Origin of the sequence: Bradyrhizobium sediminis (assembly GCF_018736105.1) — a bacterium.
Classification (GTDB): Bacteria; Pseudomonadota; Alphaproteobacteria; order Rhizobiales; family Xanthobacteraceae; genus Bradyrhizobium.
On record NZ_CP076135.1, the window covers coordinates 537644 to 554333 of the forward strand.

The following is a 16690-nucleotide window of genomic DNA, read 5'->3' on the forward strand; positions in this document are numbered from 1 at the left end:
CATTACTGACTAGATACGAACAAATTACACGAATCGATTCCACGCAACAGAAATCAGGGCTTAATTAGGACTCGCCTCGGATTAAATGCCGAGTTCGGAGCCGTTCGCTTTTGGTGATAACCCGACGCCGAAATTCCATAACAATGGATCGGCGAATCCGGCCCTGATATTCGGCTACTGCCGAACCCGCAGCTTGGAGCGCTGTCTTTCCCACTCCGCCGGCAGAGGCTTGAGCAGATCATCGAGCTGAAGCGTGCTGGGTTGGCGTCCGCTCAGGATCGCCTCGGTGATATCGGGCGCGATCAAGGTCAGCCGCAGGATCCGGCTCAGATAGGAATCGTTGACCTTTTCCGCCTTGGCCAGTTCTGCGGAGGATGCGTACTCGCCGCTTTCGAGCATTTGCCGCCAGCGATGCGCGCGAACGACGGCCTTAACCAGGGCGCTGTCGAGGCGCGGCGCGGGGGACCACGGCGCCGTTCCCGCAGGTGACAGGATCTGCTTGCGGCCACCGCGCTGGATAAAGTTTACGGCGATGCTCACCGTCGCCGTGAGACCGTCCTTGCTGATTTTGGCCTTACTTGCCTGGGCGTGGGTTGTCATGCGGCATCCTGCCGGTTGATGGAATTGCCAGTCAACTCGCCAAGTAGCGAAGTCACTCCAGCGATCCGGAGATTGAGATCAACGCGATCAGCGCGGACATCAACTCGCTCGACGAGCAGTTCGATGATGCGGGATTGCTCGGTTGGGAAGAGTTCGTTCCAAAGCGGATCGAATTCCAGCAACGAACTGCGGACGTCAGACTCGGTCAAGCCCTTGATGGATTTGCGGGCAATGCGCCAAGTTTGGACGATGACCTCGGGGGAGAGAAGCAGACCACGGACCTGGTCGATCACGATCCTCTCGATCTCGGCAGCTGGAACACGGGCAACGGGACAGCCGTCTGACCCCTGCTTCAGGACCGTCTGGCTGAGATAGTAGCGATACAGCCTGCCGTTCTTCCGTGTGTGTGTCGGCGACATGACGATCCCGGTCGGGCCAAAGATGAGTCCCTTCAACAAGGAAGGTGTTTGTGCCCGCGTGGCAGCCGCCCGTTTGCGGGGGCTTTCCTGGAGCCGGGCCTGGATTTTGTCCCAGAGCTTCCGATCGATGATGCCGACGTGCTCGCCTGGGTAAGAGACGCCCTTGTGCACGGCCACGCCGATATAAACGGGATTGTTGAGCATCTTGTAGAGTATGCCCTTGTCGATCGGCTTGCCGTATTTGTTGCGGATGTCTTCCGCGATCAACTGCCGCGCCAGCGTGGTGGCGGAACCGATCTTGAGGAAGCGCTGAAAGATCGAGCGGACGAGCCTGGCATCAGCCTCATTGACAACCAGCTTGCGATCCCTGACCTCGTAGCCGAGCGGTGCCCAGCCGCCCATCCACATACCCCGCTTGCGTGACGCCGCGAACTTATCGCGGATGCGCTCGCCAATCACCTCACGTTCGAACTGGGCAAAGGACAGCAGGATGTTCAGCGTCAATCGGCCCATGGACGTCGTGGTGTTGAAGGACTGTGTTACCGAAACAAACGTGACTTTGTGTTGATCGAAAAGTTCGACCAACCGGGAAAAGTCCATCAGCGACCGGGACAGACGGTCGATCTTGTAGACCACGACGACGTCCACCTTGCCGACCTCTATATCGGCGCGCAGCCGCTTCAGTGCGGGACGCTCCAGGGTGCCACCCGAGAAGCCACCATCGTCGTATCGATCGGGTGCAAGAAGCCAACCTTCGGCGCGCTGGCTGGTGACGTAGGCCTCGCAGGCTTCCCGCTGGGCGTCGAGGGAGTTGAACTCCATCTCAAGCCCTTCCTCGGTCGACTTGCGGGTATAGACGGCGCAGCGAAGTTTTCGCACTGACGGCTGGTGCGACGGAGAGTGAGCACCGGCACCCTTTGCTCGCTGCGTGTGCATCATGGCGCACCCCGCGAGTTCTTCAGTCCGAAGAATACCCAGCCGTTCCAACGTACACCCGTGATCTCACGGGCGATGGCGGAGAGCGATTTGTATGGCCGCCCCTGATATTCAAAATCGTCGCTGCGCACGGTGACGCGGTGCTCGACCCCCTGCCATTCCCGAATCAACCGGGTTCCAGCTATCGGCAGGCGCGGACCGTGGGGCTTGGGCTTGGCGCCTGGCTTGCCGTCATACTGCTTGCCCAGAACCCGCAGCCGTTCGACGGTCTCCTTTTTTAAGCCACCGTGGGCCAATTCCTGAATACGGTAAGCCAGCCGGCTCTCCAGGAAGCGCCTATTGTAGGGCGGCGGCTCCGTGTCGAACAATGCGCGCCATTTGGCCTTCAGGGCGGGTGCCGGCGCGCCCTTTAGGGCGGCCAATTGGGCCAAAACACTATCCGTCATGGAGAATTCTCCGCAGAGCAGGGTGGCCCATCACCGCTCTGGTCGACCGTGAAGTGAAGCGAACTTTCTCCGAATTCGGCCGGTTTTCGACTGGACTTACAGGCTTCCAGACGCATAAAGCCGGCGGCCAGAATCTCGGCGATTTCGCTCAGCCGATCAGCGGCTTCCTCCTGATAACTTGGCTCTGTGCCCGGGTGCTCGCTCATATTGAGCCTGAGTGACCGTCACATGCGGCAAGCCAAGCGTCGATTTCATGCTGGAAGTAATAGATCAATCGTGGCCCGCACCGATGAAAGGGTGGGCCGATGCCGGACATGCGCCACTTGGCCAATGTCGAGCGGCTGACGCGGAGGTATTTGGCGGCTTCGAGTGCCCGCAGCCGGGGACGTTGCTCGGAAGACATACTTGTTCTCCTTGGCAATCAAGATTCGCCGGTGCCAAGGAGAATGACTGGGGCCAACTAGAGCGTCAGGTTATACAACGGCGTGCATTTTGTAGACCAGCCCCAACGGCTGGGATGCTCAAGCCCAACGCTTTCGAGAAATTCGGGCTGGAACAAGAAGTATCGCAACGGGTTGCTCGCGTGCTCAACGCGACAATAGCTCGCCTTCATCGCATCCGGCCCTCCAAAGGCGGGAGTGCCTCTCAGGAACATGGAAGCGCATTCGTACGCCCGAAGCCAATCGTGCCCGTACCACCTGAGCAGCTTGTTATAGTCTTTTATGTAAGGGCAACGGTTCGAATTTGTCTCAAGAATCGCAAGGCTTTCGGGGCAATCTTTCTGCTTATCACGTGTGGATCTGACCGTATCCCAGCGCATGTAATCAATCATATCCTGGCGATAGCGCTCTATTGGTCCAGACGAACGACCACGCTTCTTGGGGCGGTTTGAATTGAGGTGTTCGCAATAGCCACGAGCAGCCAAACCGGTTAGCCATTCTGGAACGTCAGCCTTGTACGTAGCGCAAAAATGCAGTGCGGCCGCCGGCGCCAACTCACTCCCGGATGCGGCGACCCTCCGCAATACCTTGAGCTCGCGTTGATTGAGATAATCGATTGGTCGGAATGGCCGAAGTCTGTCCATGGCACGCAGCTCGTAGCTCTGATTCGTTCATCCAAGGTAATCGTGTCAGACTCAGCATAAAATAGCGCTATTCAACCAAAAGGAACGATCTTCACAATTTCGGATTGCCGTCCTTTGTCGTTTGATCTTGCCAACGACGAATCGGATCGAAGCAATGCTGACCGGTCCCTCAGATACACTTGCTACTCACAAGTCGACCAGTCCGTGCGAAGGCTTGTTCGGTGCGGAAGAGTTCGTCATCAACCGCTTCAGTCGCAACACAGATCGATGCGATTTCGGCATGGTTTTTGAAGTCAGTGAGAAAGCAGTCAGCCTAGGACAAGTCGATTGATGGCGGAGCAATACATCATCCGCGAGCGGCACAAGTCAGGCTTTTCGGTCCTGTCCAACAAGATTTGGGACGACAACAATCTGAGCGTCGAGGCCAAAGGCACGCTTGGCTACTTGCTGTCGCGCCCCCCCAATTGGCGCGTTCACCTGACGCAGGTAGCACGAAAACTAAGGGTTGGGAGGGACCGGCTATACCGCATCATCAACGAATGCATCAAGGCTGGCTACATTGTGCGTCGGCAGGTACGCGAGCACGGCGCATTTAAACCCGTAACCTACTACGTTCGGGATGTTGCATCTTCACCGAGCGCTGGTTTGCCGGACGCGGCCCGTCCGGACGCGGCTCACCCGGATACGGCAAATCAGGGAGCACTAGTAAGGAATGAGAATTCAACAAAGACTGATTCAAAACAAGTAACAGCATCAAACAAAGGGGCGGCGGAAGATCACAAGCCCTCGCCGCGTGCCGTGAGAACGGCAGGGCTCGGCAAGGAAGAGATCCCTCGTACCGAGCGGCCAGAGGTAACCCAAACGAGACTGGCGCATCGACTAGGACGTGGTGACGTGGCCTTCGGTTGGACCATGTTGGGCATGATTGGCGAGGCGCAGTTGAACTATTGGACCGGGCGAGAACGCAACGGGGACCTTAGTGACAGCGAAATAGCTCGTATGCGTAGGTCGCTTACAGATGCGATGCAGGCGGTAGAGCTCTCGCGCGCGGCGGGTACGAGGACTTCGGCATGACAGGCGTTGTGTACTGCCGGACGTCATCACCGTCGCCCCAAGGGGGGTGGTCAAATCTTGACCACTCTGCCCTGGCGGACCGGTGGCCCCGCAACGCGCATCTTTTCGGGAGTTTCCGAATTATTTTTTTTCTCAGTGGGCTGGTGAAAGTATCGTGAAATTACGGAGAGAGGGGGTGGGCATGGCTGTTGATGGAAACGATAGTCACTTGACCGGGACAGTGGAATGCAAAGCGACAGACGACGATTTGCAACGGCTGCAAATCGAATACTGGCCCATCGATAGGCTGATCCCCTACGCGCGGAATGCTCGAACGCACAGCGAGACTCAGGTTGCGGAAATCGCCGGCAGCATCAGATCGTTCGGATTCTCAAATCCAATCCAAGTCAGTTCAGCGGGAGACATAGTTGCCGGGCACGGTCGGCTTGCTGCCGCACGAAAGCTGGGGCTCTCAGAGGTGCCGGTGGTCGTATTGCCGCTGTCGGATTTGAACCGCCGGCAATTGGTTCTCGCCGACAACAGGATCGCCATGAACGCCGGCTGGGATAATCAAATGCTCAGCCTTGAGCTTGCTGATCTGTCGGCCATGGGAGCCAATCTTTCGGCGCTCGGCTTTACTACAAAAGAATTGGCGTTTGCCTTCTCATCGGTGCAAGGCGGTCTTACCGACGAGGACCAGATACCTGAAGTCGCCGAGGTCGCGATTTCGCGGCCGGGCGACATTTGGCAACTCGGGCCACATCGGATTGCATGCGGTGACAGCAGGGATGAAAAGCTGGTGGAGGCGCTCTTTGCTGGCACTGTTCCGCAGCTCATGGTTACGGACCCTCCTTACGGCGTGCAATACGATCCAGAATGGCGTCACCGTCGTGGCGTCAGCAATTCGGCCCGAAAGAACAAAATCAAAAACGACGAGATCGCTGACTGGACGCCGACCTGGGATATCTTCCAAGGCGAGATCGCTTATGTCTGGCATGGAGCGCTTCGGTCGACCATTGTTGCCGAGAGCCTCGCCAAGAGCGGGTTTACTATTCGGGCCCAGATCATTTGGGCCAAGGAGAGGCTGGTGATGAGTCAGGGCGACTATCACTGGCAACACGAGCCCTGCTGGTACGCAGTACGAAAGAAGGGCAACTGGACAGGAGACCGAAAGCAAACCACGCTCTGGACAATCGGCAGCGGCGGACAGGACGCCAAAACCGAGCACGCGACCCAGAAGCCCGTGGAGTGCATGCGCAGGCCCATGCTGAACAATTCCATTCCCGGGCAGGCGATCTACGAACCCTTCCTTGGTAGCGGTACCACCCTAATTGCTGCGCAGTCCTGCGGGCGCGCCTGCCTTGGCATCGAGATTGATCCTCTCTTCGTTGACCTCGCCATTCGGCGTTGGCAAGCCTTCACCGGTGAGGAAGCAGTCCGCGCAAGCGATGGCCTGAGCTTCGATGCCCTTTGCCCAGAAGCCCAATCGAGCGAGGAAGCGTCGTGATGCGCGGCCGTCGCCCCACACCAACAAGGATCAAGGTATTGACTGGCAATCCCGGCAAGCGCCCGCTGAATCCGCACGAGCCGCGGCCTGAGCCCGCGCTTCCTGAATGTCCGGCTGAGCTGAGTCCGCTCGCAAGGCGGGAATGGGAACGTCTCAGCGCCGAACTCGTAAAGCTCGACCTGGTAACGCATCTCGATCGCGGCGCCTTGGCTGCCTATTGCGGAGCGTACGCGCTTTGGGCGGAAGCGATGGAACAGGTTCAGAAATTCGGGACCATGGTGAAATCGCCGACAGGCTATCCGATTCAGTCCCCATACCTGGCGATTGCGAATAGGCAGGCTGAGATCATGCTGCGCGTAGCAACCGAGTTTGGCTTCACCCCAGCCAGCCGTAGCCGCATATCAGCTCCACCGGTCAACGAGCTTCCACTCCTTCAATTGAGAATGGATGAATACGAAGAGGAGCCAGGGGGCGGGGGGTAGGTCAAATCTCTACCAAGCAGAGCAGCGCGGACCGGTGGCTCCCTCATTCAGGGATTTTTTTCTGCTGCACGCACTTTTTCATCTGGTTAGTTGACAGCTGTTCGACGTCGCTCAACTGCTTGAAAGCAAAAACAATAGGAGTTTCAGTATCTTGAAATGAGAGGGTGTTGCTTTGCTCGGGTTTGAAAGGGTCGTTGCTGGCATTTTTCACCTATTATTTTTCCGAGCGGTGATTGCCGAGTCGTAGCTTGGAAAAATTGTCGCGAAATTAGGTAGGGGGAGGGTCGGGCGACCGCACGAGCACAGAGATCACAATCTGCACGAAAACCTATTCATCGCGCTCATGAACTGGATGCGCGGATCAATCTCCCGCAGATAAACCTCCGTTCGCAAGAACTCGATCTCTGCTGTCTGATTGGCCTCATCCACATCAACGTACCAGGAGCGCGGCCTTCCGTCGGAGCCATCGCTCCATCGATAGCCGCGCTTCTTCAGCGTGTCCTTCAGTTCGAATGGAGCCTGTTCGGCCCAAATACGAACGGTCTTGCGGCGGGCCCGTTCAAGCAGGATTGCAAAGGCGGATCGGTTCAGCTTGGGAACATCGGATGCCAGGATTTCCATCAAAGCCCTGCAATCGTCGACGGCGCGATGCGCTTGGTGGAACAAGCCTACGCCTGCTAACAGATATCCAAGCCGCGATCCGTCAAAGCCGTGTTTGCGCCATTCCACCTCGGTCGCCGAGCATGCCCAAGGTTTGCGTTCGAACACTGGCCAGTAGCGCTCCGCAAACTTTCGGTCGAAGTTGGCATTGTGGGCGATGGTTAGAGCCGCATTCGAGACAAAGGAAGCGACGGCATCCGGGTCAATGCGATGTCCCGCCACCATTTCGTCGGTGATGTGCGTGAGCTCGACCACTTCTTCCGGTATCGGGATCGATGGCTCGTTGAATGACGAAAACACGCCCGTGACAGCTGCCATTCTATCGTCCGGCAGATAGGTGAATTTGACCATCGCAAGCTCTATAACTTCGTCTTGCGAGGTATTCAGGCCGGTGGTTTCGACATCGAGCAAAATGCCCGTCCTAGTCTCCTGTCCTTCGCGGGGTGCAAACTCGTCTCTCGGGACCAGCTTGCGGAGAACGCGATAGTCGGGCGACCGAGCTAGCGTCTCAGCCATTTCTGCCAGATTGATGTTTTCCAACGACATGGTATCGACCGTTGATTGCGGGGTGCGGCGCCGAGGGTCTTGGCGCAGGCGTCAATGTCGCCTTTAAAGTAGCCCGCGTGCTAGCGCCAGGTGGAAGCAATGCGCATTATTCCCAGCGAGCTGTTGTCTTCATCAGACCTCATCATCGACGCCGTATATGAGGGCGGTAGGAGCGGGAACGCCGCCGACGATCCTATTTCAAAGGTTTTGCAAGGGGTTGGGAACCAGGGCGGCTTTCGAGCCGCCGGCCGCGGTGAGGATAGAACGCTCGTCGTTCTGTATACCAGCGGTGAAGATCAGGATTGGCCTGATACGCTGGACTTGAATACGGGTCAGTTCGTTTACTTCGGCGACAACAAGAAGCCAGGACATGAACTCCATGATACCCAGCGTGGCGGCAACAGGATCCTGAGGCGGACTTTTGAGCTCCTGCACACATCGCCCCCGATGCGCGAGAAAATCCCACCTTTCCTTATCTTCAAGAAGTATCCGACGCCTCGCAGCAGCCGATCGGTGCAATTCAAAGGGCTGGCGGTGCCTGGGTTTACAGGTCTCCCATCGACGGCTGATCTCGTTGCCGTCTGGAGAACCGCGGAAGGGCAGCGCTTTCAGAATTACCGCGCCGTCTTCACTGTATTGAACGCGTCAGTCGTCGCGCGTTCGTGGCTGCAGGAGCTGAGCAACGGGAATAATGCCAGCTTGGCCTCGGCGCCGCCCGCTTGGCAGAGTTGGGTGAAAACAGGACGCGCGCAAGCCCTGGCGTCAGAGAGTACGACATCGATCAGGAGTGTCGATCAGCAGCGGCCCGATAGCGCCACGAAGGCAGATATATTGCGAGTCGTATTCGAATATTTCGAGCAGGCGCCAATTGCATTCGAGGCGTTCGCTGCTCGCATCTTTCAAATGCACGATCCGCGTGTAATCGTCGACACCATCACGCGGGGCAGCGTTGACGGCGGCCGTGACGCGGTCGGGCGATACTTGCTCGGCCTGGCAGACGATCCGGTCTATGCCGAATTTTCGCTAGAAGCCAAGTGTTACCAACCTGGGTTAGATGAAGCGACTATCAATACCGTGGGTGTTCGGGAAGTTTCACGCTTGATCTCTCGCATACGCCACCGGCAGTTCGGGGTGCTCGTAACCACATCGGTAATTGCGCGCCAAGCCTATGAAGAGGTGCGCGAGGATCGCCATCCGATCGTATTTCTCAGCGGCAAAGATATCGCCGATATTTTGGTTGCGAATGGATTCAGCACGGCGGCCGCAGTTCGCACACTACTAGAGACAGAGTTTTCACTGGCGCCTTCGTCATAGGTCGGGGTGCTCAGGCGCCGGGGTTCATGCAGTTGGCCCGTCTCAGTGTCGGCCAATGGCCGACCCATTCCATAACACCAATTTGCCGAATCTTGCTGCCATGGTCGCTGCCTGCGACGTGAGTTCATCAGGAGGAACGCTCCCCCAAGCCCGTTACGCCCGCCGGACAGACCGCATCGCTAGGACGCGATCGCTTTCACAAATCCGGGGAGCGCATACTTCAATGCGATGCCGGCATTGTGGGAGGAAGGAAACTCCTGCCTATAGATGGATGATGCTTCGTCGGGAAAGTGGCAAACGCGATTTGGTATCGCCGTAACGTAGATGAAGGCTGGATCATCTTTCTCCCACATTGAACGAATGACCCCGTGGGTCGTTTCAACGGAGCTTATGTTGGTGGCGCCTGCCGCCTTTGCGAGCCCGATTGCCTTCGTGTCGATGCCGCAATACGCAGCTCCGGCGCCTCCGCCCGAAAGAGAGGGGATATTTACCGAACTGATACCGACACCATCGGGTGCTATGAGCAATTGAAGGAAGCCGGCGGGACGGTTCGGTGGAGGAATCATCTCGCCCGTAATGGCGTCCAGCATCTTTTGGTCGGACGCCACGTTTGTGAAAAACGATACGGGCGTCTTGCTTGGAATGAGCTTCTCCATCTTGTTCGGCCATCCCCAATTGCCGCCTTGAGCTCCGTCCACATCTTTTGCAGCGTCATGAATGAAAATCGTTCCACCGATTGTTGCGCATCCATTGTTTGAGGCAGCTCCCGGATAGCCAGCCGTACCAAACGCAATCACCCCATCCGGCACCTGACCATACTTCGTTATTGCCGCCATAGCGGCTACCTTGGCCGCACTCTCCCCTTTGACACTGGCGAGATCGTCGATACACCAAATCTCCACCGTTGCCACGGCGGCGTTCCCGGACGTGGCATTGCGTACGTCGATTAGGCAGCGCGGCTCTGTGCTATTCTGCGGAGGTGGCGGGTAAGCCGGATCCTTGGAGGCGGCGACCTTGTAGGGATAACTCAGGTACGGATTTTGTTTCATTTGATTTGTCATTGCGGCCATGAGGCCATCCGCCTCGTGGTAACGATTGGCGACCACGACAATACGCAGCTTCTTGCTTGTTTGGGCACGCAAAAGGCTGGGGGCGCTGATCAGTGCTGCGCCGGCGTTCGCCAGAAAGACTCTTCGGTTGTACATGACTTTGGTTCCGAGAATTGACGGCGCGACACATAAATTCAGCGAATGATCCCGTCGCACGACTTGTACGCGGCAGTATTATTTTTTTGTGCGGACGGCGGCCTATGAACTGGTTTTGGCGCGATCTAATGCATGCATTTGTCGCCTCCGAAAAAATTCGCAAGATATTACCAGAAGTAGTATTCTGACAGCCGAATAACCTGGACGCAAGCGCGATGAGGCGCAACCAGCTGAAATTGGTGATAGCCCTAGGACCGCAACCTTCTCGCGTCCCCTGGCCGACGAAAGGTACGAACAGACGCTAGCCGCAGATTTAGGCTCCCGCCAGGTTTTGTTGATGTCACATCCGTGTCGGCCACTGACCGACTTCTTCCATAACATCTGATCCGCGAATGACTGGTCTTGGCGCAAAGCGGACGTTCGGATCCGTGCACTGCGCTCGAAGAAGGAGCGTGGATGAGAAGATCAAATCTACCGTATTCACGGTTTTCCTAGCAGCCGTGCCGAAAGCCGCGGCGACGGGCGGAACGTGAGTGTGCCTGTTATCATTTCACGAGACTGCATTTGCTGCGGTCGAGCGGGCGGAACGCTTGGTCGGGCGGAATCGTCGCGACGAGTTTCACGAAATCCCACGGTCCCTTGGATTCATCCGGCGTCTTGACCTGAACCAGATAGAGATCGTGCACCATGCGCTGATCCTCGCGGATCCGGCCATTTTGGGTGTAAGCGTCCGAGACCGGCGTGGCCTTCATCTTCGCCATGACAGTCGCGCCGTCGTCCGACCCGGTGTCCTTCACCGCCTGCAAATAGTGACGCACGGCTGAATAGACGCCGGCTTGGATTTGCGAGGGCATCGCGTTGCGGCGCGCATAGAAGGCATCGGAGAAGCGGCGCGCAGCGGGGGAGACGTCCTCGAAGAAGCTGGTGAGAATCAGATCGCCGCGCGTCGCCTTCAGCCCAACAGCATGGATGTCGACATTCTGGAAGGACATCGGCACGATCTTCATGCCTTGGGCAACAAGCCCGAATTCCTCCGCCTGCTTGATGGCGGTGGCGTTGTCGCCGGCGACATTGATCGCCAAAATCTTTGCGCCTGACGACTGCGCCTGCAGCAGGAAAGAACTGTAGTCCGGCGTCCCCAACTGTGCCTTGACGCTGCCGGCGACGGTGCCGCCCAGCTCCACGATCCGCGCCCGCGCGGTCGCCTCGATCGAATGTCCGAAGGCGTAGTCGCCGGTGATGAAGAACCAGGGCTCCTTGCCGGACTGCATGATGCCCGACACCACGGCGGTCGCGGTGGAGTAGGCGTCGTGCGTCCATTGTACGCTGGTCGGCGCGCAGGCCTCGTCGGTGAGCTGGTTGGCGCCGGCGCCGGAGATCAGAAAGATCCTGCCATTGGCGCGTACGAGCTCTTGCACCGCGAGTGATGCGCCCGAGCTGCCGCCATCCGCTATCGCCTGGACGCCGTCATTGAACCATTTGCGGGCGAGCGATGCTGCAATGTCCGGCTTGTTCTGATGGTCGGCCTGCAAAATCTCGATCGGCTTGCCGCCGATCTTGCCGCCGAACTCTTCGGTCGCCATTCGCGCCGCTTCGGCCGAGCCCGCTCCCATGGCGGTTGCGAAGATGCCGTTCATGTCGGTGAGCACGCCGATACGGATGGCGTCACCCTTGATCTCGGCGTGCGCGGCCGGAGCCGTGAGAATGAGAGTGATTAGCAATGTGGCGCCGAATTTGGTGCGGTAGCTGGCCATGTCGTTTCCTCGGAGCGTTATGTTGTTTCTGTGCTGTTTTGGAGTGGGGCCCGCGCCCTACGCGGGTTCCGCGATCACCGTGTTGCGGAGCGTGCCGATGCCGGAAATTTCCACTTCAACCGTGTCGCCGGGACGCATCCACAGCGGCGGCGTGCGCTTCAGGCCGACGCCTCCCGGCGTGCCAGTGACGATGACGTCGCCGGGCGCGAGCGGGCAGATGGTCGAGATGTAGGCGATCAGCTCGGGCACCGGCGTGATCATGAGATCAGTGGTCGTGTTCTGTACGATCGCGCCGTTGAGCCGCGTCTGTAGCGTGAGCTCTGAAGGATCGGGGATTTCGTCCGTCGTCACCAGCCAGGGACCAAAACTGCCGCTTTCGGCAAACGTCTTGCCCGCAAGGAACTGGCTGGTGTGGCGCTGCCAGTCCCGGACGCTGCCCTCGTTGTAGCAGGCGTAACCTGCGACATGCTCGAGCGCGCGGCTTGCTGGAATGTGGCGGCCAGTCTTGCCGATGACGGCGGCGAGTTCGCCCTCATAGTCGAAATCGTCGCTGACTCTCGGTTTTAGTAGCGGCCGCAGATGTCCGACCTGGCTGCATGCAAAGCGCGCGAACAGTGCCGGCTTTTCGGTGACGGTGCGGCCGGTCTCTGCGACATGATCACGATAGTTGAGGCCGACACAGATGATCTTGCCGGGATCGGGAATAACGGGCGCGAAGATGATCTCGTCCAGGGCGTGATCGGGACGCGCCGACGCCACCAGTCTGGCCGCGTCAGCCAGCCGATTTGCTTCGAGCAGCTGGCGCAGCGTCGTGCAGCCTTCGGCAGCGAGCCGCGCACCGAGGTCGACGACGCCGTTGTCCTTCACGGCTCCGTAGCCAGGCCGGCCTTGTACGACGAATGAGAGCAGTTTCATCAAAGGTCCTTGGGTGTTGGAGTTGATCAGGCAGCGGTCGGCACATGAGCAAGAGGGCAGATAGCTGCGATCAACAGGTCGAACTCCTCTTCGCTTCTGGCCGCGCCGCGCACGTAGCGGTCGGGGCGGATCAGCGCGGCTTTGATGTCGTGCTCGCGAAGCCAGCGCCCGAGATCGGCGGCCTCGTTGCCGGTCAGCACTTCTATTCCTGCTTGGGCGAGCGCCGTGCGGGCGGGTTGCGAAAGTGTCGCGGCCTTATCGACGAGCAGGACATTGGCATAACCGGTTCGATCGTCGCTTCGGCGGCCATCGGCGAGCGTAAATTGCGGCGCGAGATGGCCAGCCAATGGGAGGTCGTCGATCGCAAGCCCGGGGCCGAGCAGGGGCTTGCGAACGTCCAGCTTGACCGGTGCGTCCTTGCGCGCCTCACCGGCGGCGAGGCCCGCTTCGATCGCCTTGGTGTTGATCACGCCGCCCAAGCGGATCGCAAGCTCGATGAATTCGCGAACATGGGGCGAGCGCTCGCTTTGATAAGTGTCGAGCAGGTTCGCATCTGCGCGCCCGGCAATGATGTCGCCGAGCTTCCAGGCGAGATTGGCAACGTCGCGAATACCCGCGCACATGCCCTGTCCCAGGAACGGCGGGGTCTGATGCGCGGAGTCTCCGGCAAGCAGCAGCCGCCCATTTCGCCATTGTTTCGCGATGGCCGAATGAAAGGTGTAGACGGCTGCGCGCTCGATCTCGGCCTCGTCGGGCCTAATCCACTGCGACAGCAGCTCCCAGATCTTCGCCGGCTGCGTGACAGCTTGGGTGTCCTCGTCCGGATGCACGGTGATCTCCCAGCGCCTGCGATTGCCCGTGCCGCGGATATAGGTCGCCGGCCGGCGCGGGTCGCAATACTGAATGCTGTAGTCGCCGAGATCGGGACGCTCGTGCATGAGCAGAGCGTCGATCACGAGCCAGCGCTCGTGAAAGCCAAGATCGTTCATGCCGGAGCCGATGAAGCGGCGCACCAGCGAGCGGGCGCCGTCGCAACCGACGACGTAGCCGGCGCGGACTTCTGCGAGCTGCCCGTTTGACAAGTCCTCGTAGCGTATGCGAACGCCGTGCTCGTCCTCCTCCAGCGCGAACACCTCGCACCGGTTGCGCAGCTCGACCTGCGGCCAGCGCTGCAAGCCGTTGATGAGAATGTCTTCGAGGTCGGGCTGGTGGAATCGGTAGCTGAGATGCCAGCCCATGGAGGTAAGATTTTGCGACCGCGGCCAGTCCAGAATCAGGCGGCCGTTGGCATCGAGGAACCGCATCCCCGGGCTCAGGATGACAAGCGGCAGGATTTCTTCGGCCAGTCCGATCGTCTGGAAAACGCGCATGCATTCATCGTCGAAATGCACTGCGCGCGGCAAGTGATAGGCCCGCGCCTCGCGCTCCAAGACCAGGGTCCGCACGCCGCACAGGCCGAGCAGGTTGGCAAGCGTCGCCCCGACGGGACCGCGCCCGACGATCACCACGTCGAATTCCGAAGAAGCGCATTTATGTTGCATGGGGTATCTCTTCCCCAGGCATGCCCCGCCTTCAACGGCGCCGCGCCAAGTGTCCGCCAAGCGGACGGACAGGCAAAGGCCCTTGGTGCGACTAGGTTTCGACCGGGATGGCGGCCGCGGCTTCGCGCAACGGCGCGACGAATTCGGCGATCGCTTCATCAAGCGAGAGCGCCGAACGGATCCAGATGATCGAAATGCAGCCGAACACCACGTCATCGCGGACGATCGGGACCGCGATCGAGGCCGTCTTGGGATTGTATTCGCCTTCGTTCCGGATCGCGTAGCCCCGTTGCGCGGTCTCCGCGATCATGCGCGACAGGCGGTCGGCTTCGAGAAAGGGGCGGTCATCGGCCTCATCGATGCGGCGCAGATGGTTGACGATCACGTCGCGCTCGCGCGTCGCGCAGGCCGTGAGATAGGCGCGTCCGGCAGAGGTCCTGAGCACGGGTAACCGCCTGCCGATCATGCCGCGGTCGATCGAGAGTGGACTTCGCGAATGAGTCGTCTCCTGGATCACCATCGCAGCGTTCTCGTAAGTGGAGAGATCGACCGGCCAGACCAGGATCTTGCTCAGCTCGGCCAAATAGGGCGCCGCCGCCTGGCAGATCACCACGCCGGGATCGTAGCCGTCCCCCAGGCTGGAGGCCCGTCGTGTCACCCGGAAGCGATCATCGCTTGCGCTGCGCGCGACATAGCCGAGTTCCTCCAGCGTCTCGAGCAGGCGATAGACGGTGGGACGGGGGAGATCGAGCTGCCGGGCGACGTCACCGGCGCGGATGCCGCCGGAGCGATTGATCTCATGCAGAACATCGAGGCCGCGCTTGAAGGCGCGGACGCCCTCTGGCTGCCGTGGTCGTCCGGACCGCGTCCGCTCCTTGGACACTTTAAGATTCCTCCCTTGTCCGGCGTCAAGGCGCCGGTATCGTCGTTGAAAACGCGAAGCAACTGCAGAAGTTTAGCGTAGGTCCGCGCGGCGTTGATACCAAATTCGAACCGCCTGACGGCGCAACGCAGCCGGAGCGGTTCCCTGGAGGAAGTGGCATGGAAATCACCGCGCTGGGCTATATCGGGATCAAGTCCTCGCAACTGGACCAATGGAGCCAGATGGCGACGAGCCTGCTGGGGATGCAGCAGGTCGATCGCGGCGGCAGCATGCGCGCCTTTCGCATGGACGACCGCAAGCAGCGGCTGATCGTCGACGGCAGCAGCGACGCGGGCCTGAGCGTGATGGGCTGGGAGGTTCCAACCCGCGCCGAGCTCGATCGTCTAGCCGGCCGGATCGACAGTGCCGGCGTCAAGGTCACGCGCGGATCGCGTGCGCTGGCCGACGAGCGCCATGTGGCCGAGCTGATCTCGTTCAGCGATCCCGCGGGCAATCCACTCGAAGCGTTCTGCAAGCCAGAGCTTTCGCCAGATCCCTTCAAGCCCGGGCGTCCGATCTCCGGCTTCCGCACCGGCGCACTCGGCATGGGCCATGCCGTCCTCAACGTGGAGGACGTCGAGCCGCTGCTGCCTTTCTATCGCGATCTCCTCGGCTTCCACGTGTCGGACTTCGGGCTGAAGCCATACGGGCTATATTTCTTTCACGTCAACGGCCGCCACCACAGCTTTGCCATGGTTGGCTCAGGTCGGCGCGCGCTGCATCATTTCATGGTCGAGGTCGGCAGTCTCGACGATGTCGGCCAGGGCTATGACGTCGCCCAGCTGGACGAGGGCAGGATCGCCTATTCCCTTGGGCGCCATACCAACGATCACATGACCTCGTTCTACGTCAACACACCCTCAGGCTTTTTCATCGAATATGGCTGGGGCGGACGCGTCATCGATCCCGCGACCTGGCAGCCGCATGAGACCTTTGACGGACCTTCATTGTGGGGGCACGAGCGCCTGCACATGCCCGAGGAGCAGCGCAAACGCATGCGCGATATGCGGCTATCCGCGGCGGCACGCGGCGTTCGCGTGCCCGATCCGAGCGTGCCGCCTTTGAACTGCCCATGGCTCGAGGGGGTGATTGCGCGGGAATGAGCGGACTACCTGACAGCCCGACGCACAGCGCTGGCGACAACGATGGTCGCCAAGCCGGTTACGCCCACGATCACGCCCAACGCCCAGTTTGCCGAGCCCGGCCATCCCGAAATCAGGAGCAGCGCCAAAAGCGGAATTCGACGGAAGGACCGCTGTTGGCGCAAAGCGGACGTTCAATTCCATAACGCCTAATTTGCGAATCC

Annotated in this window: 18 protein-coding genes; 6 read left to right on the forward strand and 12 right to left on the reverse strand. The window is 59.6% G+C overall.

The features are described 5' to 3' along the window. Positions 1 to 174: 174 nt before the first annotated feature. From KMZ68_RS02605 to KMZ68_RS02625, 5 genes are all read right to left on the reverse strand, one after another. Positions 175 to 600, reverse strand: coding sequence for a hypothetical protein (locus tag KMZ68_RS02605; RefSeq protein WP_215614357.1), 426 nt, complete (start codon positions 598 to 600; stop codon positions 175 to 177). After that, positions 597 to 1958 carry a recombinase family protein gene (locus KMZ68_RS02610; protein WP_371741401.1) on the reverse strand — a complete coding sequence of 454 codons (1362 nt, stop codon included), beginning with the start codon at positions 1956 to 1958 and terminating at the stop codon, positions 597 to 599. The genes KMZ68_RS02605 and KMZ68_RS02610 overlap by 4 nt, the downstream gene beginning before the upstream one ends. Continuing rightward, the gene (locus tag KMZ68_RS02615) at positions 1955 to 2401 is read right to left on the reverse strand and encodes a DUF2924 domain-containing protein (protein ID WP_215614358.1); all 447 of its coding nucleotides are present in this window, start codon (positions 2399 to 2401) and stop codon (positions 1955 to 1957) included. The genes KMZ68_RS02610 and KMZ68_RS02615 overlap by 4 nt, the downstream gene beginning before the upstream one ends. A 202-nt stretch (positions 2402 to 2603) precedes the next feature. Then, entirely contained in the window at positions 2604 to 2804 is a 201-nt protein-coding gene (locus KMZ68_RS26195) for a helix-turn-helix transcriptional regulator (RefSeq protein ID WP_215614359.1), read from the reverse strand. Between the two features lie 57 nt (positions 2805 to 2861). Next, positions 2862 to 3485: a hypothetical protein gene (locus KMZ68_RS02625; protein WP_215614360.1), complete on the reverse strand. Its 624-nt coding sequence runs from the start codon at positions 3483 to 3485 to the stop codon at positions 2862 to 2864. Between the two features lie 154 nt (positions 3486 to 3639). Here KMZ68_RS02625 and KMZ68_RS02630 point away from each other — a divergent pair, with 154 nt between their 5' ends. The 4 genes from KMZ68_RS02630 to KMZ68_RS02645 all read left to right on the forward strand — a co-directional run bounded on the left by KMZ68_RS02630 (position 3640) and on the right by KMZ68_RS02645 (position 6527). After that, entirely contained in the window at positions 3640 to 3816 is a 177-nt protein-coding gene (locus tag KMZ68_RS02630; protein ID WP_215614361.1) for a hypothetical protein, read from the forward strand. Then, complete coding sequence (locus KMZ68_RS02635) at positions 3816 to 4559, forward strand: helix-turn-helix domain-containing protein (protein WP_215614362.1); 744 nt, start codon at positions 3816 to 3818, stop codon at positions 4557 to 4559. Before KMZ68_RS02630 ends, KMZ68_RS02635 begins: the two co-directional genes overlap by 1 nt. An 82-nt stretch (positions 4560 to 4641) precedes the next feature. Continuing rightward, on the forward strand, positions 4642 to 6045 hold the full coding sequence (locus KMZ68_RS02640) for a site-specific DNA-methyltransferase (RefSeq protein WP_249779498.1): 1404 nt from the start codon (positions 4642 to 4644) through the stop codon (positions 6043 to 6045). Beyond that, positions 6045 to 6527 (forward strand): phage terminase small subunit P27 family, encoded by a 483-nt coding sequence (locus tag KMZ68_RS02645; protein ID WP_215614363.1) that lies wholly within the window; start codon positions 6045 to 6047, stop codon positions 6525 to 6527. Before KMZ68_RS02640 ends, KMZ68_RS02645 begins: the two co-directional genes overlap by 1 nt. 43 nt (positions 6528 to 6570) lie before the next feature. Here the strand turns inward: KMZ68_RS02645 and KMZ68_RS02650 are convergent, their stop codons facing one another. Both KMZ68_RS02650 and KMZ68_RS02655 read right to left on the reverse strand, forming a co-directional pair. Then, positions 6571 to 6738: a hypothetical protein gene (locus KMZ68_RS02650; protein WP_215614364.1), complete on the reverse strand. Its 168-nt coding sequence runs from the start codon at positions 6736 to 6738 to the stop codon at positions 6571 to 6573. 98 nt (positions 6739 to 6836) lie between these two features. Next, positions 6837 to 7733, reverse strand: coding sequence for a 3'-5' exonuclease (locus KMZ68_RS02655; RefSeq protein ID WP_215614365.1), 897 nt, complete (start codon positions 7731 to 7733; stop codon positions 6837 to 6839). Between the two features lie 99 nt (positions 7734 to 7832). Here KMZ68_RS02655 and KMZ68_RS02660 point away from each other — a divergent pair, with 99 nt between their 5' ends. Further along, a complete protein-coding gene (locus KMZ68_RS02660) occupies positions 7833 to 9047 on the forward strand; it encodes a restriction endonuclease (protein ID WP_215614366.1) in 1215 nt (404 codons plus the stop codon). Between the two features lie 179 nt (positions 9048 to 9226). On the opposite strand, the gene KMZ68_RS02665 is transcribed toward KMZ68_RS02660, so the two are convergent. The 5 genes from KMZ68_RS02665 to KMZ68_RS02685 form a co-directional block, all read right to left on the reverse strand. Continuing rightward, positions 9227 to 10252, reverse strand: coding sequence for a hypothetical protein (locus KMZ68_RS02665; protein WP_215614367.1), 1026 nt, complete (start codon positions 10250 to 10252; stop codon positions 9227 to 9229). A 545-nt stretch (positions 10253 to 10797) separates the two neighbouring features. Further along, complete coding sequence (locus tag KMZ68_RS02670) at positions 10798 to 12006, reverse strand: ABC transporter substrate-binding protein (RefSeq protein ID WP_215614368.1); 1209 nt, start codon at positions 12004 to 12006, stop codon at positions 10798 to 10800. Positions 12007 to 12063: 57 nt separating this feature from the next. Further along, positions 12064 to 12921: a fumarylacetoacetate hydrolase family protein gene (locus tag KMZ68_RS02675; protein WP_215614369.1), complete on the reverse strand. Its 858-nt coding sequence runs from the start codon at positions 12919 to 12921 to the stop codon at positions 12064 to 12066. A 26-nt stretch (positions 12922 to 12947) separates the two neighbouring features. Then, positions 12948 to 14462, reverse strand: coding sequence for a bifunctional 3-(3-hydroxy-phenyl)propionate/3-hydroxycinnamic acid hydroxylase MhpA (mhpA, locus tag KMZ68_RS02680; protein ID WP_215614370.1), 1515 nt, complete (start codon positions 14460 to 14462; stop codon positions 12948 to 12950). Between the two features lie 91 nt (positions 14463 to 14553). Continuing rightward, positions 14554 to 15345 (reverse strand): DNA-binding transcriptional regulator, encoded by a 792-nt coding sequence (locus tag KMZ68_RS02685; protein WP_215614371.1) that lies wholly within the window; start codon positions 15343 to 15345, stop codon positions 14554 to 14556. Between the two features lie 158 nt (positions 15346 to 15503). Here KMZ68_RS02685 and KMZ68_RS02690 point away from each other — a divergent pair, with 158 nt between their 5' ends. Next, positions 15504 to 16487 (forward strand): VOC family protein, encoded by a 984-nt coding sequence (locus KMZ68_RS02690; RefSeq protein ID WP_215614372.1) that lies wholly within the window; start codon positions 15504 to 15506, stop codon positions 16485 to 16487. Positions 16488 to 16690: the final 203 nt, after the last annotated feature.

Bases quoted from the DNA above. Each gene is read 5' to 3' on its own strand.
- KMZ68_RS02665 (WP_215614367.1), bottom strand. From the start codon at position 10,252: ATGTACAACCGAAGAGTCTTTCTGGCGAACGCCGGCGCAGCACTGATC.
- KMZ68_RS02635 (WP_215614362.1), top strand. From the start codon at position 3,816: ATGGCGGAGCAATACATCATCCGCGAGCGGCACAAGTCAGGCTTTTCG.
- KMZ68_RS02670 (WP_215614368.1), bottom strand. From the start codon at position 12,006: ATGGCCAGCTACCGCACCAAATTCGGCGCCACATTGCTAATCACTCTC.
- KMZ68_RS02605 (WP_215614357.1), bottom strand. From the start codon at position 600: ATGACAACCCACGCCCAGGCAAGTAAGGCCAAAATCAGCAAGGACGGT.
- mhpA (WP_215614370.1), bottom strand. From the start codon at position 14,462: ATGCAACATAAATGCGCTTCTTCGGAATTCGACGTGGTGATCGTCGGG.
- KMZ68_RS02645 (WP_215614363.1), top strand. From the start codon at position 6,045: ATGCGCGGCCGTCGCCCCACACCAACAAGGATCAAGGTATTGACTGGC.
- KMZ68_RS02660 (WP_215614366.1), top strand. From the start codon at position 7,833: ATGCGCATTATTCCCAGCGAGCTGTTGTCTTCATCAGACCTCATCATC.
- KMZ68_RS26195 (WP_215614359.1), bottom strand. From the start codon at position 2,804: ATGTCTTCCGAGCAACGTCCCCGGCTGCGGGCACTCGAAGCCGCCAAA.
- KMZ68_RS02630 (WP_215614361.1), top strand. From the start codon at position 3,640: ATGCTGACCGGTCCCTCAGATACACTTGCTACTCACAAGTCGACCAGT.
- KMZ68_RS02690 (WP_215614372.1), top strand. From the start codon at position 15,504: ATGGAAATCACCGCGCTGGGCTATATCGGGATCAAGTCCTCGCAACTG.
- KMZ68_RS02675 (WP_215614369.1), bottom strand. From the start codon at position 12,921: ATGAAACTGCTCTCATTCGTCGTACAAGGCCGGCCTGGCTACGGAGCC.
- KMZ68_RS02625 (WP_215614360.1), bottom strand. From the start codon at position 3,485: ATGGACAGACTTCGGCCATTCCGACCAATCGATTATCTCAATCAACGC.
- KMZ68_RS02655 (WP_215614365.1), bottom strand. From the start codon at position 7,733: ATGTCGTTGGAAAACATCAATCTGGCAGAAATGGCTGAGACGCTAGCT.
- KMZ68_RS02610 (WP_371741401.1), bottom strand. From the start codon at position 1,958: ATGATGCACACGCAGCGAGCAAAGGGTGCCGGTGCTCACTCTCCGTCG.
- KMZ68_RS02615 (WP_215614358.1), bottom strand. From the start codon at position 2,401: ATGACGGATAGTGTTTTGGCCCAATTGGCCGCCCTAAAGGGCGCGCCG.